The organism is Streptomyces sp. S.PB5 (assembly GCF_030403745.1).
Taxonomy (GTDB): domain Bacteria; phylum Actinomycetota; class Actinomycetes; order Streptomycetales; family Streptomycetaceae; genus Streptomyces.
Window position 1 is genome coordinate 130,855 of record NZ_JAQMWP010000012.1, and the last position, 13,038, is coordinate 143,892.

At 71.4% G+C, this 13,038-nt stretch carries 13 protein-coding genes; 10 read left to right on the top strand and 3 right to left on the bottom strand.

The genetic code is table 11. The features are described from left to right. Positions 1 to 149 precede the first annotated feature (149 nt). The 9 genes from PH203_RS29995 to PH203_RS30035 are packed head-to-tail and all read left to right on the top strand — an operon-like array spanning position 150 to position 8,710. Entirely contained in the window at positions 150 to 455 is a 306-nt protein-coding gene (locus PH203_RS29995) for an MSMEG_0570 family nitrogen starvation response protein (protein WP_289923815.1), read from the top strand. Next, positions 452 to 1,807 carry an MSMEG_0569 family flavin-dependent oxidoreductase gene (locus tag PH203_RS30000; RefSeq protein WP_289923816.1) on the top strand — a complete coding sequence of 452 codons (1,356 nt, stop codon included), beginning with the start codon at positions 452 to 454 and terminating at the stop codon, positions 1,805 to 1,807. The genes PH203_RS29995 and PH203_RS30000 overlap by 4 nt, the downstream gene beginning before the upstream one ends. Before the next feature lie 53 nt (positions 1,808 to 1,860). Continuing rightward, a complete protein-coding gene (locus PH203_RS30005) occupies positions 1,861 to 2,676 on the top strand; it encodes an amidohydrolase family protein (RefSeq protein ID WP_289923818.1) in 816 nt (271 codons plus the stop codon). Between the two features lie 58 nt (positions 2,677 to 2,734). After that, positions 2,735 to 3,265 carry an MSMEG_0572/Sll0783 family nitrogen starvation response protein gene (locus PH203_RS30010; RefSeq protein WP_289923819.1) on the top strand — a complete coding sequence of 177 codons (531 nt, stop codon included), beginning with the start codon at positions 2,735 to 2,737 and terminating at the stop codon, positions 3,263 to 3,265. A gap of 10 nt (positions 3,266 to 3,275) precedes the next feature. Continuing rightward, positions 3,276 to 4,367 (top strand): MSMEG_0568 family radical SAM protein, encoded by a 1,092-nt coding sequence (locus PH203_RS30015; protein WP_289923820.1) that lies wholly within the window; start codon positions 3,276 to 3,278, stop codon positions 4,365 to 4,367. After that, positions 4,364 to 5,875 carry an MSMEG_0567/sll0787 family protein gene (locus tag PH203_RS30020; RefSeq protein WP_289923822.1) on the top strand — a complete coding sequence of 504 codons (1,512 nt, stop codon included), beginning with the start codon at positions 4,364 to 4,366 and terminating at the stop codon, positions 5,873 to 5,875. Before PH203_RS30015 ends, PH203_RS30020 begins: the two co-directional genes overlap by 4 nt. After that, positions 5,872 to 6,723: a carbon-nitrogen hydrolase family protein gene (locus PH203_RS30025; protein WP_289923824.1), complete on the top strand. Its 852-nt coding sequence runs from the start codon at positions 5,872 to 5,874 to the stop codon at positions 6,721 to 6,723. Before PH203_RS30020 ends, PH203_RS30025 begins: the two co-directional genes overlap by 4 nt. Continuing rightward, a complete protein-coding gene (locus PH203_RS30030) occupies positions 6,720 to 7,556 on the top strand; it encodes a carbon-nitrogen hydrolase family protein (protein ID WP_289923826.1) in 837 nt (278 codons plus the stop codon). Before PH203_RS30025 ends, PH203_RS30030 begins: the two co-directional genes overlap by 4 nt. Continuing rightward, complete coding sequence (locus PH203_RS30035; protein WP_289923828.1) at positions 7,553 to 8,710, top strand: MSMEG_0565 family glycosyltransferase; 1,158 nt, start codon at positions 7,553 to 7,555, stop codon at positions 8,708 to 8,710. Before PH203_RS30030 ends, PH203_RS30035 begins: the two co-directional genes overlap by 4 nt. 63 nt (positions 8,711 to 8,773) lie before the next feature. On the opposite strand, the gene fahA is transcribed toward PH203_RS30035, so the two are convergent. Genes fahA through PH203_RS30050 form a run of 3 tightly spaced genes read right to left on the bottom strand, consistent with a single transcriptional unit; the run spans position 8,774 to position 12,026 of the window. Beyond that, the gene (gene fahA, locus PH203_RS30040; RefSeq protein ID WP_289923829.1) at positions 8,774 to 9,973 is read right to left on the bottom strand and encodes a fumarylacetoacetase; all 1,200 of its coding nucleotides are present in this window, start codon (positions 9,971 to 9,973) and stop codon (positions 8,774 to 8,776) included. Continuing rightward, complete coding sequence (locus tag PH203_RS30045) at positions 9,970 to 10,848, bottom strand: hypothetical protein (protein WP_289923830.1); 879 nt, start codon at positions 10,846 to 10,848, stop codon at positions 9,970 to 9,972. Before PH203_RS30045 ends, fahA begins: the two co-directional genes overlap by 4 nt. After that, positions 10,845 to 12,026: a homogentisate 1,2-dioxygenase gene (locus PH203_RS30050; RefSeq protein ID WP_289923832.1), complete on the bottom strand. Its 1,182-nt coding sequence runs from the start codon at positions 12,024 to 12,026 to the stop codon at positions 10,845 to 10,847. The genes PH203_RS30045 and PH203_RS30050 overlap by 4 nt, the downstream gene beginning before the upstream one ends. A 238-nt stretch (positions 12,027 to 12,264) precedes the next feature. On the opposite strand from PH203_RS30050, the gene PH203_RS30055 reads away from it, so the two are divergent. Next, positions 12,265 to 12,942, top strand: a complete 678-nt coding sequence (locus PH203_RS30055; protein ID WP_354671278.1) for a helix-turn-helix domain-containing protein — start codon at positions 12,265 to 12,267, stop codon at positions 12,940 to 12,942. Positions 12,943 to 13,038: the final 96 nt, after the last annotated feature.

Sequence of the window (13,038 nt, forward strand, 5' to 3'; positions counted from 1 at the left end):
GCCCGTGAATTGCACCTCAAGTCGGCGTGAGGTTTTGGCAACTCCCCTTTGTTCCGGATGACTTCGTTCGGAAATCCCCGAGGGCTGGAGTTGGTCTCCACGGACAGCGGCGAGGCCTCAAGACCTCGGCGCCCGGCATGGAGGCTGTCATGCCCGAGATGTATTTTCATGTGCGCTGGCCCGATGGGGTTACGCAGCGCTGCTATTCCCCCTCCACGGTGGTCGAGGACTATTTCGTTCCCGGCAGCCAGTACGCACTTGCGGATTTCGTCGAGCGCAGCCGCACGGCACTCGGTATCGCGGGGGAGCGTGTGAAGGAGAAGTTCGGCTTCTTCTGTACCGGTGCCTCCGACCAGCTCGCTCAGATCGAGCGGACCGCCGCCGCGTACGCCGCCGTCAGCGATGCCAAGGTCACGGTCGAATCCCTGACCGGCGCCGACGGGAGCACGCGGTGAGTTCGGCCCCGGCGATACGGCCGGTCGGCGCCCTTCCCTCCAGCCTGACGGGCAGGGGAGGTGCCCCGATCCCGGCGGTCGTGGTCGGCGGCGGTCAGGCAGGCCTCGCGATGAGCTACTGCCTGGGCCGGCGAGGTGTCGAGCACGTCGTCGTCGAGGCGAACAGGGTCGGGCACGAGTGGCGTGAGCGGCGCTGGGACTCCTTCTGCCTGGTGACCCCCAACTGGCAGTGCCAGCTGCCGGGTTATCCGTATCAGGGCGACGACCCGGACGGGTTCATGGTCCGCGACGACATCGTCCGGTACCTGGAGGACTACGTCTCCTTCTTCCGGCCGCCCCTGGTGGAAGGGGTGACGGTCACCCGGCTGCGGCGCTCGCCGAGCGGGGTGTTCGAACTCTCCACCACCGCCGGGGACTTCACCGCCGAACAGGTGGTGGTCGCCACCGGCCCCTACCACACGCCGTCCGTCCCGCCGATGGCCCAGCGACTGCCCGACGGCATCACCCAGGTCCACTCCTCCCGCTACCGCAGCCCCGACCAACTCCCCGACGGCGCCGTCCTCGTGGTCGGCACCGGCCAGTCCGGCTGCCAGATCGCCGAGGACCTCCACCTCGCCGGGCGCCAGGTGCACCTGGCCGTCGGCAGCGCCCCCCGTGTGGCCCGCTTCTACCGCGGCCGCGACTGCGTGGCCTGGCTCGACGACATGGGCCACTACGACAAGTCCATCGACGAGTTCGGCGACGCCGACGCCGTGCGCATGCGGGTCAACCACTACGTCACCGGCCGCGACGGCGGCCGCGACATCGACCTGCGCGCCTTCGCCCGTGACGGCATGCGGGTGTACGGGCGGCTCACCGCCATCACCGGTACCGACCTGGAGTTCGCCGACGACCTGAAGGTGAACCTCGACCACGCCGACGCCGTCGCCGAAGGCATCAAGGACGCCATAGACGCCCACATCACCGCGCACGGCATCGACGCCCCGACGGAGCCCCGCTACGTCCCGGTGTGGGAGCCGAACGAGCAGCCGCGCGCACTGGACCTGGAGGCCGCCGGTATCACCTCGGTGATCTGGTCCACCGGCTTCCGCCGCGACCACCGGTGGATCGAAGCCCCCGTCTTCGACGGCCGCGGCTACCCGATGCACTGGCGCGGCGCCACCAGCACGCCCGGCCTGCACTTCCTCGGGCTGCCCTGGCAGTACTCGTGGGGCTCGGGCCGCTTCGAGGCGGTCGGCCGGGACGCCGAGTTCCTCGCGGACCACATCGACGCCTCGCGCCGCCTGGCCGACGTGTGCGGCACGCTCACCGGAGCCCCCAGCGAACTCGCCTCCGCCCTCCCGATCGGCTGAGGAACCACACCATACGGCTGTCGAACCACACCACGCGGCTGAGGAACCACACCATGGTCCACGACGCACACCGCCACATCGGCGTCCTGCCCGCCTATCCCTTCTACGGCGGCCCACCCGTCAACCCGGACACCACCGCCCGCGCCACCGTCAAGCAACTCATCGCCGACCTGGACGCGGAGGGCACCGAACGGGCCCTGGTCATCCCCAACTACGGCGTCCCGGACCCCGCGATCGCCTTCTCCTTCAACGAACTTGCACTGGAAGCCGCACAGAGCGACGACCGCATCCGTGCCGGGCTGTGGGTGTCCCCACGCTCGGAGGACGCCCAACGCACAGAGCAGGCCCTCCAGTTGGCGGGCGAGACCGGAGTCAAGGCCCTCAAGCTGAGCTTCCTGCTCGGCGGCCGCCCCACGGACCCCGCCTGCCGCCCCCGACTCGACCGCATCTTCGCCGCAGCCGCCCGGCACGGCCTCGTCGTCCACGTCCACACCTCTCCCGGCGCCGCCTCCGACATCGACGAGGTCGGCCACCTCGTCGACTGGTACGCCGACCAAGTACCCGTCCATCTCGTGCACTTCGGCGGCGGGATGAGCGGCCACATCAAGCTCGTCGGCTCCCGGTTCTTCGACTGGATCACCGCCGGCAAGCGCGTCTACACCGACCTCTCCTGGGCCATCGGCTTCACTCCCCGCTGGCTGGCCCAGGAGATCGAGCGCCGCGGCATCGGCCACGACCGGGTGCTCTTCGCCAGCGACCAGCCATGGGGCGACTTCACCGGCGAGTACGCCCGCCTCGCCGAAGCCACCGGCGGCGGCGAACTCGGCGAGCTCGTCTTCCGGGACACGTTCGCCGCGCTCTACGACTGACCGACCCCCACTGTCTGACCGACCCCCGCTCCCTTCCCGTACGCACAAGGAGAAAGCCATGTCCGAATCCGTCGCCAGCGCCGAACTCTCCGACGTCGAGCAGAAGTCCCTCGACGAGATTCCCCACCCCTCACTCCCCGAGGGCACCAGCATCTACGGCTCCACCAAGGTCTTCCCCGACTACCAGGCCGAGAACGGCGAGACCTACTTCACCCTCGTCCACGGCATCGCCCACGAGTCCTCGGTCTCCTTCGTCGCCGTCCTCCAGGCCACCCGCGCCCTGCGCAAGGGCTTCGAGACCGCCATCTACTTCTACGGCCCCGGCTCCCTCAACTGCCTCGCCACCCGCGGCTTCCCGACCGTCGGCAACTCCGCCTTCCCGGGCGAGCACAACATCAACAACCAGCTCAAGACGTTCATCGCCGAAGGCGGCAAGGTCTACTGCTGCCGCTTCGGTCTCTCCCTGCACGGCGCCCGCGAAGAGGACCTCATCGAGGGCGTCATCCCCACCCACCCCCTCGACGTCCAGGACGCGCTGATCCACTACGCGCGCAAGGGCGCCATCATCAACTCCACCTACCAGCTGTAGGGAGAACGACGTGAGCGTTGGCACCGGGAAAAGCGGTACGGCGGTGGACGTGCGGATCATGACCCGCGCCGAACTCGCCCTGCGCGGCGTCGCGTCGGACGCGCCCGTGCGGCGGCCGGACGGCGCGGGGCCCAGCGACGACGGACACGTCCTCGTCGACGGTGCCAACGCCGCGCTCCCACGCAACCCCCACAGCCCCTACTCCGTGCGCGACGGCAAGGTGTGGCTCGGTGACGAGGACACCGGAATCTCCCTCACACCCGTACAGCGCCCCAGGTTCTACGACCTGACCACGGCCGACGGCATCCGCTACGAGCACATCGCCCGCCTGCACGGTTCGGACGTCCTGGCCACCACCGTCGTGCAGACCTGCATCCGCTACGCCGAGTCCGACCGCTGCCGCTTCTGCACCATCGAGGAGTCCCTGCGCTCCGGCGCCACCGTGGCCGCCAAGACCCCGGCACAGCTCGCCGAGGTCGCCGAGGCCGCCGTACGGCTCGACGGCGTCAAGCAGATGGTGATGACCACCGGCACCACCACCGGACCCGACCGCGGCGCCCGCACCCTCGTACGGTCGGTCCGGGCCGTGCTGGCAGCCGTGCCCGGTCTGCCGATCCAGGTGCAGTGCGAACCGCCCGGCGACCTCGCCTGGATCCGCGCCCTGCACGACGCCGGGGCCACCGCCATCGGCATCCACGTCGAGTCCCTCGACGACGAGGTGCGCCGACGCTGGATGCCCGGCAAGTCGACGGTCCCGCTGGCCGACTACGAGGCCGCGTGGGACGAGGCCGTGCACGTCTTCGGACCCAACCGCGTCTCCACCTACCTCCTCGTCGGACTCGGCGAGGACCCCGACGAACTCATCATGGGAGCCGGGGAGTTGATCGACCGCGGGGTCTATCCCTTCGTCGTCCCCTTCCGCCCGATGAGCGGCACCCTCGCCGCCCGCGACGGCGTCCAGGCACCCCGCGCGGAACTCCTGACGCATGTCACCGAAGCCGTCGCCGCGAAGCTGCGCGCCGCCGGAATGAGCGGCGCCGACCAGAAGGCCGGCTGTGCGGCCTGCGGCGCCTGCAGCGTCCTCCAGACAGCCGGCGGGTGAGCGCCGTGAACCTCGACGGTTCCGTCATCGTGCCGGCCGTGGACGATCCGCAGGACATCCTGGCCCTGCTGGGCGACCGCAACACGCTCGCCCGCCGGCCCGCCTTCCGCATCGAGGAGGCGGACGGCACAGCGGACATGGCCGCCTACCGGCAGCTGCGCCGCGCCGCCTTCGTCCACGAGCAGGAGCTCTTCGCCCATCACGACCTGGACGACCACGACACCGACCCCCGCACCGTCGTCCTGGTCGCCAAGGACCCGGAGGGCACCGTGATCGGCGGAGTGCGTCTCTGCCCGGTCGACGACGGCCCCGACCTCGGCTGGTGGCAGGGCGGCCGCCTGGTCGCCGCCCGCCGGCCCCGCGGCCCGCACGGCATCGGCGCGGCGCTCGTCCGGGCCGCCTGCGCCCGGGCGGAGGCGGAGGGCGTGCTGCGCTTCGACGCGACCGTCCAGGCCCGCAACGAGGTGCTGTTCCGGCGCCTCGGCTGGCAGCGGGTGCGGGACACGACGATCGCGGGCGCGCCCCACGTCCTGATGCGCTGGCCGATCGACCGCATCGCGGCGCGGACGGCGGACGCGAAGGCCGCCCTGGGGCCGCTGCTGGCGCCCCTGCGAAAGACTGCGGTTCGCGCCGCCGCCCAGGACCCGGTCGGCGGGGCCCTGCGCACGGCGGCGCGAACCGCGCTCGGAGGAGCCGGCTTCGTCGGCGACGACGGCGCCCCCGTCCCCGGCACCGACGTGATCGCAGCCTGCGACGCGATCGTGCCGTCCATGGTCGAACGCGACCCCGAGTGGGCGGGCTGGTGCGCGGTCCTCGTGAACGCCAACGACCTCGCCGCCATGGGCGCCGCCCCGCTCGGACTGCTGGACGCGATCGGCGCCCGCGACGCAGCGCACGCCGCCCGGATCCTGGCCGGACTGACCCGCGCAGCACAGGCGTACGACATCCCGGTGCTCGGCGGCCACACCCAACTCGGCGTACCGGCCGCCCTGTCGGTGACCGCGCTCGGCCGCACCGACCGGCCGGTGCCCGGTGGCGGCGGCCGCCCCGGACACGCCGTACGCCTCACCGCCGACCTCGGCGGAAGCTGGCGCCCGGGCTACCGGGGCCGCCAGTGGGACTCGACCAGCCACCGCCGTACGGACGAACTGCGCACCATGACCGGTGCGGTGGCCGCCGCGCGGCCCGCCGCGGCCAAGGACGTGTCGATGGCGGGCCTCGCCGGCACCCTCGGCATGCTCGCCGAGGCCGGCGGCTGCCGCGCGGTGCTCGACGTGGCCGCCGTGCCCCGGCCCAGGGCCGCGACGGTGGGGGACTGGTTCACCTGTTTCCCGGGCTTCGCGATGCTCACGGCCGACGAACCGGGCGCACCGCCCCTGCCCGCCGGACCCGCCACGGGTTCGGTGTGCGGGGAGCTCACCGAAGGCGAAGGCGTCGGGCTGCGCTGGCCCGACGGAGAGATCACCGAAGCGGTCATGTCCACCGTGACCGGGATGGGAACCGCATGACCACCCTGCGCATGGCCGCCGTCGCCGCCGAGTTCGGCCGCGACCTGGAGGAGGACTTCCAGATCGCCGAACGGCTGATCAAGGAAGCCCGGGAGCAGGGCGTACGCCTGCTGGCGCTGCCCGAGGCGTGCCTCGGCGGGTATCTGCTCAGCCTCGACGACCACGCCGAACTCGACGAGGGCCCGCCCGCGCTCGCCCTCGACGGCCCCGAGATCCGCCGACTGGCCTTGCTGGCAGGGGAGATGACGGTTGTCGCCGGATACTGCGAAGCGGCCGGGGAAGCCCGCTACAACAGCGTCGTCTGCGTCACCGGCGACGGCGTCCTCGGCAACCACCGCAAGGTCCACCAGCCACTCAGCGAGGACGCCAGCTACGCCTCCGGGGACCGTTTCCACGCCTTCGACACCCCGGTCGGCCGAATCGGCATGATGATCTGCTACGACAAGGCGTTCCCGGAGTCCGCCCGCGCCCTCGCGCTCGACGGCGCCGAGATCGGTGTCTGTGTCTCCGCCTGGCCCGGTTCCCGTACGAACGCGGCCACCGACCTCGTCAACGACCGCTGGAAACGTCGCTTCGACCTGTTCGACCGGGCCCGCGCGCTGGAGAACCAGATCGTGTGGCTGTCGGCCAACCAGGCGGGCACGTTCGGGTCGCTACGCTTCGTCGGCAGCGCCAAGGTCGTCGACCCCGGCGGCGAGATCCTCGCCGACACGGGTGTCGCCGCCGGCGTCGCCGTCGCCGAACTGGACGTCGCACAGGCACTGGAGACCGCCCGGCGGTCGATGGGACACCTTCGCGACCGGCGGCCCGAGACCTACGACGTACCCACAGGAGCAGTCAGCGCATGAGCACGATCCGGATCGCGGCCGCGGCCGCCCACTTCGGCCGCGACCTGGAGTTCGACCTGGCCCGCATCGCCAAGCTCATCGACGACGCGCGCGCCTCCGGCGCCGGACTGCTGGTCCTGCCCGACGCCGCGCTCGGCGGCTACCTCGCCGACCTGCGCCACCCCGACCCCGACGCCCTGCCGCCGGCCCTGAAGCCGGACGACCCGCTGATCCTCCAAGTCACCCGCCTGGCCGCCGAGATGGTCGTCTGCCTCGGCTACTGCGAGGACGGCGGCGACGAGCGCTACAACGCCGCCGTCTGCGTCAGCGGTGACGGGGTCCTCGGCCGCCACCGCAAAGTCCACCTGCCCGCCGGCGAGGTCGCCGCCTACGCGCCAGGCGACCGCTTCGACGCCTTCGACACCCCGGTGGGCCGCATCGGCATGCTCATCGACTACGACAAGACCTTCCCCGAGTCGGCCCGTTCTCTGGCGTTGGACGGCGCCGAGATCCTCGCCTGCCTCTCCGCCTGGCCCACGTCCCTCACCAACCGCGCCCCGCGCATGGCCCAGGACCGCCAGGCCAAGCTCTTCGACCTGTACGACCAGGCCCGCGCCGCCGAGAACCAGGTCGTCCTCGCCTCCTCCAACCAGACCGGCGCCATGGGCGGCATGCGCTTCCTCGGCCAGTCCAAGGTGGTCGGCCCCGGCGGCGACATCCTCGCCCGCACCTGGTCCAAGGCCGGCCTCGCGGTCGCCGAGATCGACGTCGCCGAGGAGATCGACCGCGCCCGCCGCATCCTGCGCCACCTCGACGAACGCCGGCCCGACGCCTACCGGGAGAACCCTTCGTGAAGATCGCTCTGCTGAGCTACTCCACCAAGCCGCGCGGTGGCGTCGTCCACACCCTCGCCCTCGCCGAGGCGTTCACCGCGGCCGGGCAGGACGTCACCGTGTGGACGCTGGGCCGCGGCGGCGACGCTGGCTTCTTCCGGCCGGTCGACCCCGCCGTACGGCTGCGGATCGTGCCGTTCCCGGACGGCCCGCCGCAGGAGACCGTCGGCGAGCGCATCCTGCGCTCCATCGCCGTACTGGGCAAGGCTTTTGAGCCCTTCGCAGCGGCGTACGACATCGTCCACGCCCAGGACTGCATCAGCGCCAACGCGGTCGGTGGCCGGTGCGTCCGCACGGTCCACCACATCGACCACTTCACCACCCCCGAACTGGCCGCCTGCCACGAGCGGGCCATCGTCGAGCCGTACGCGCACATCTGCGTGTCGGCGGCCGTCGCCACGGAACTGGCCGACGGCTGGGGCATCGAGGCGGCGGTCGTCCCCAACGGAGTGGCCTACGACCGTTTCGCCACCACCGATCCGGCCGCCCGCGCGAACTGGCGTGCCCGTCTGGGGCGTTACATCCTCACCGTCGGCGGCATCGAGCCGCGCAAGGGCTCGCTGGACCTGCTGGAGGCGTACGCCCTGCTGCGCTCCGCACACCCGGACGTACGGCTGGTGATCGCGGGCGGCGAGACCCTCTTCGACTACCGCGACTACCGGGCCCGCTGGGAGGCCCGCGCCGCCGAACTCCGCGTCGAACCGGTCGTGTTGGGCCAGGTCGCCGAGGACGAGCTGCCGTCCTTGGTGGCCGCAGCGTCCGCGTTCGCCTTCCCCTCCACGAAGGAGGGCTTCGGACTCGCCGCGATGGAGGCACTCGCCGCGGGAGTTCCGCTGGTCGTACGCGATCTGCCCGTACTGCGCGAGGTGTTCGGCAGTGCAGCCCGTTTCGCGACCACCCACCAGGACCTGGCCACCGAGCTCGGCGCCGCCCTCACGGACGACACCCCCGCGCGCCGGGCGAGGGGCCGCCGACTCGCCGCCCGCCACACCTGGACCGCCGCCGCGGAACGCCATCTGGCGTTCTACGGCTCTCTGTTGAGAGGCGCCGAGGATCCCGGGCAGAACCTGACCGGGAGTCCGCGAACGCAGCCGCAGCATCCCCTCAGCATCTGATCTCCGCACGAGGTAGCAGGGCGACGTCGGCGACCGCTTACGCGGCCGAGGTCACCATCGTGCTCATCGCGCCTCCTGACGCTTGCTGCTGACGATCCGGCCGCGCGCCTCGCCGAAGCCGATCCGGGTTCCGTCGGCGCCCGGGGCCGTGGCGGTCAGGACGATCTCGTCGCCGTCCTCCAGGAACGTGCGCTCCTGGCCGTTGACCGTGATCGGCTCCTTGCCGCCCCAGGTCAGTTCGATGAAGGCACCGCGCTGCTCCTTCTCCGGGCCGGAGACGGTGCCGGAGGCGAACAGGTCACCGGTGCGCGAGGGGGCGCCGTTGACGGTCTGGTGGGCCAGCATCTGGGCGGGGGACCAGTACATGGCGGCGTACGGCGGCCGGGAGACGACCTGGCCGTTCCATTCGACGGCCAGGTCGACATCGAGGCCCCACGGCTGCTGCATCCGCAGATACGGCAGTACGGCCGGCTCCTGGACCGGGGTCGGTACCCGGGCGGCGTCCAGGGCGAGCAGCGGTACCACCCACGGGGAGATCGTCGACGCGAACGACTTGCCGAGGTTCGGACCGAGGGGGACGTACTCCCAGGCCTGGATGTCGCGCGCGGACCAGTCGTTGAAGAGCACCACGCCGAAGATGTGCCGCTCCGCGTTCTCGGCACCGATGGAGTCGCCCATGGCGTTGCCGGTCCCGAGGACGAAGCCGAGCTCGGCCTCGATGTCCAGGCGGGTCGAGGGGCCGAAGACCGGTGCCGGGTCCTGGGGGCCCTTGCGCTGTCCGGCGGGCCGGATGATGTCGGTGCCCGAGACGACGACGGAGGCCGCGCGGCCGTGGTAACCGACCGGAAGGTGCTTCCAGTTCGGCATCAGCGGGTCCGGGTTGTCGGGCCGGAAGAGGCTGCCCAGGTTCGAGGCGTGGTGTTCGGAGGCGTAGAAGTCGACGTAGTCGGCGACCTCGACGGGCAGGTGCAGTGTCACCGCGCCCAGGTCGTGGACCGCCGCCGCGGGTACCTCGCCCTGGAGCCGCTGGGTGATCTGGGCCCGGACCTCGGTCCAACGGGCGTGGCCCTTGGCCATGAAGGCGTTCAGGCTCGGCCGGGCGAAGACGTCGTCGTCCAGCAGCAGGGCCAGGTCGATGACGTGGTCGCCGTAGCGGGTCGCCACGCGGGGCTCCTGGCCGGGCGTCGAGTAGACGCCGTAGGGCAGGTTGGTCAGGCCGAACAGGGAGCCGGCCGGGACGGTCAACTGGGTGGTGCTGGTCATGCGGACACCTCGGTCAGGTCTGCGACGGTCGTTGCGGGCAGCAGGCCGAGACCGGCCGACTCGGTGGCGGGTTCGGCGATGGAGCAGGTGCCGAAGGAGCGGAACAGGTCCCGGACTTGCGGCGTGAGGGCGCGGACCCGCTCGGCGATCCGGTCGCCGTCGCGGTCGGCCAGCAGTTCGGCCAGCTCCGTCTCCTCGGCGCCTTTCAGGGCCGCGTCGGTGGCGACGAGCAGGTTGAGGAAGCCGTGCTGTTCGAACCCGGTCTCCGGGTCGGTGTTGCGCACCGCGTGATGCAGCCCCGCGGTCGCCTTGAACGGCACCCCGGCCCGCACCGCGGCCACGACGGCCGCGGCGAGTTCACGCTCGTCGGGGTAGAGCTCGGCGCGTACGCCGCCGGTGCGGAACTTGGCCAGGTACGGGGTCCCGGCGAGCTGGGCGAGCAGCGTCTCGCGCCGGTCGTCGCGCGGTACCTCGACGTAGACGGTGAGGTCGGGGTTGTCGTCGACCGCCTCGGCCAGGGCGGGTACGACGGCGTCGGCGGCGACCCCGTCCGGTACGGCGACCTCGAGACCGACCAGCCGTACGGCCGGGATCCGGCTCGCCGTGGCGACGGCGTCGGCGACACCGGGCAGCGCGACGGTCACCGAGAGGTCGAAGGAGCCCTCGGTCAGGCCGGCGGTCAGCTCGGCGAGCCGGTCGACGTCCTTGGCGGCCAGCACGAACGCGCCGACCAGCCCGGCGTGGGCACCCTGGGTGTGCTCCACATGGGCCCGGACCGCCTCTTCGATGGGCAGGCTGCCGGGCGGGAAGACCGCCGCGTCGTCGAACAGGCGGGCCAGGGCCGGCGGAATCTCGTGCGTCCGGCGGGCGCTCATCGGTTCTGCTCCCAGGAGTAGGCGTACGTCCCGTCGTCCGTCGCGCGGGCGGCCTCGCCGAGCTGGAGCGGACGGAAGGTGTCGACCATGACGGCGAGTTCGTCGAAGAACTCCGCCCCGATCGACCGCTCCATGGCACCCGGCTGGGGGCCGTGCGGGTGGCCGCCGGGGTGGAGGGAGATCGAGCCCTGTCCGATCCCGGAGCCCTTGCGGGCCTCGTAGTCGCCGCCGCAGTAGAACATCACCTCGTCGGAGTCGACGTTGGAGTGGTAGTACGGGACGGGGACCGCCAGAGGGTGGTAGTCCACCTTGCGCGGTACGAAATTGCAGATCACGAAGTTGTGGCCCTCGAAGACCTGGTGGGCCGGCGGCGGCTGGTGGACGCGGCCGGTGAGGGGCTCGAAGTCACGGATGTTGAACGCGTACGGGTAGAGGCAGCCGTCCCAGCCGACCACGTCGAAGGGGTGGTGCGGCAGGGTGTGGACGGTCCCGACGACGCCGCCGGGGCCGCGGTGCTTGATGTACACCTCGACGTTCTCGCCCTCGACGAGCTTCGGCCCGTCCGGGAGGCGGAAGTCGCGCTCGCAGAACGGCGCGTGCTCCAGGAGCTGGCCGTGCTTGGACAGATAGCGCCGCGCGGGCCCGATGTGCGAGTTCGCCTCGATCGCATAGATCCGTACCGTGCCGTCCGGCACGATCCGGTACGTGGTTGCCCGCGGGACGATCACATAGTCCCCGTCGCCCACGTCGAGGTCGCCGAAGACCGTCTCGACACGGGCGCGCCCGTCCTCGACGTAGAGACACTCGTCGCCGGTCGCGTTGCGGTAGTAGGGGCTGACCGCGTCGGCCACGGCGTACGCCAGTCGTACGTCCTCGTTGCCCAGCAGCAGTCGGCGGCCCGTCACCGCGTCGATGCCGGACTCACCGTCCGCGAACAGCTTGTGCGTGGAGAGGTGGCGGGGGATGAGGGGGTGGTTGGGCACCAGGGACTGGTCTGCGAGGTCCCACACCCGGTACTCCCGCACCGCCGACGGAATGTGGCGGTGGTAGAGCAGCGAGGAGTCCGAGGAGAACCCCTCCTCGCCCATGAGCTCCTCGTAGTAGAGGTTCCCGTCCGCGTCCCGGTGTTGGGTGTGACGCTTCGGCGGAACCGCGCCCGACCGGTGGTAGTACGGCATGTCTCTCCTCGGGCTCCGGCTCGGGCTCGCGGTCCCGGTACCGCGTCGCGATTTTGTGCGCTCAGCGCACATTTTTGTGCGCTGGTCATCACGAGCTCAAATTAGGTCGCGGCGTCTTCACCGTCAAGGCCGGACGGGCGAGGCCGACGGCAGCGGGCTACCAGTGGGTGTCCTAACGTGGCGTCCGAAGAGGATCTGGCACTTCCGCGGGTGTCGAGCGCAGCCGCAGGATCAGGAGATGTTGATGGCCACGCTGCAAGGCCTGGACCGCGGCCTTCGGGCTCTGGACTTGATCTCTCTGACGGGGGACGGCCTGACGGTGGCGGATCTGGCGGCGCAGCTGGAGATCGACCGGGCCGTCGCGTACCGGATCGTCCAGACGCTGGAGGAGCATGCGCTGGTCTCCCGGCAGGGCAAGCGGGTGCGGCTCGGTGCCGGCGCCGCGACCCTCGCCGGTCGTTTCCGGCATCAGCTGGTGGTGGCGGCCCAGCCGGTTCTGCAGGAACTCGCCGACGACACCGGCACATCCGCCTTCCTGACGGTGGCGCACGGTGCCCGCGAGTGCGTTCCCGTGGCAGGGGCGCAGCCGACGGTTCAGGACGGCCCGGTGCAGGTGGGCTACCGCATCGGAGGGCGGCATCCGTTGGAGAAGGGGGCGAACGGTGTCGCCATCCTCGCGCTCCAGCCGCCTTCGCCGGACGACTCCGAGGAGGTCGTGCGGTCGCGGGAGCTGGGCTACAGCGTCACCTCGGGACAGCTCCAGCAGGGCGCCACGGGGATCGCGGTGGGGTTCGGGGTGCCGGGCGCGGTGGGTGCCTCGATCGGCGTGGTCGCGATGCACGACTTCGACATCGAGGCCGTCGCCGCCCGGGTGAGGCTGGCTGCCTCCCGACTGGAGGAGCTCGGCAACACGTGACAGGTGGGCAAATTGTATATGTGAAGGGTCCTCGCGGGAGACAAACTGAGCAGCTTGAACAGCCTGAAGGGCGACTCTTGCGCAGGTGAGGGAACC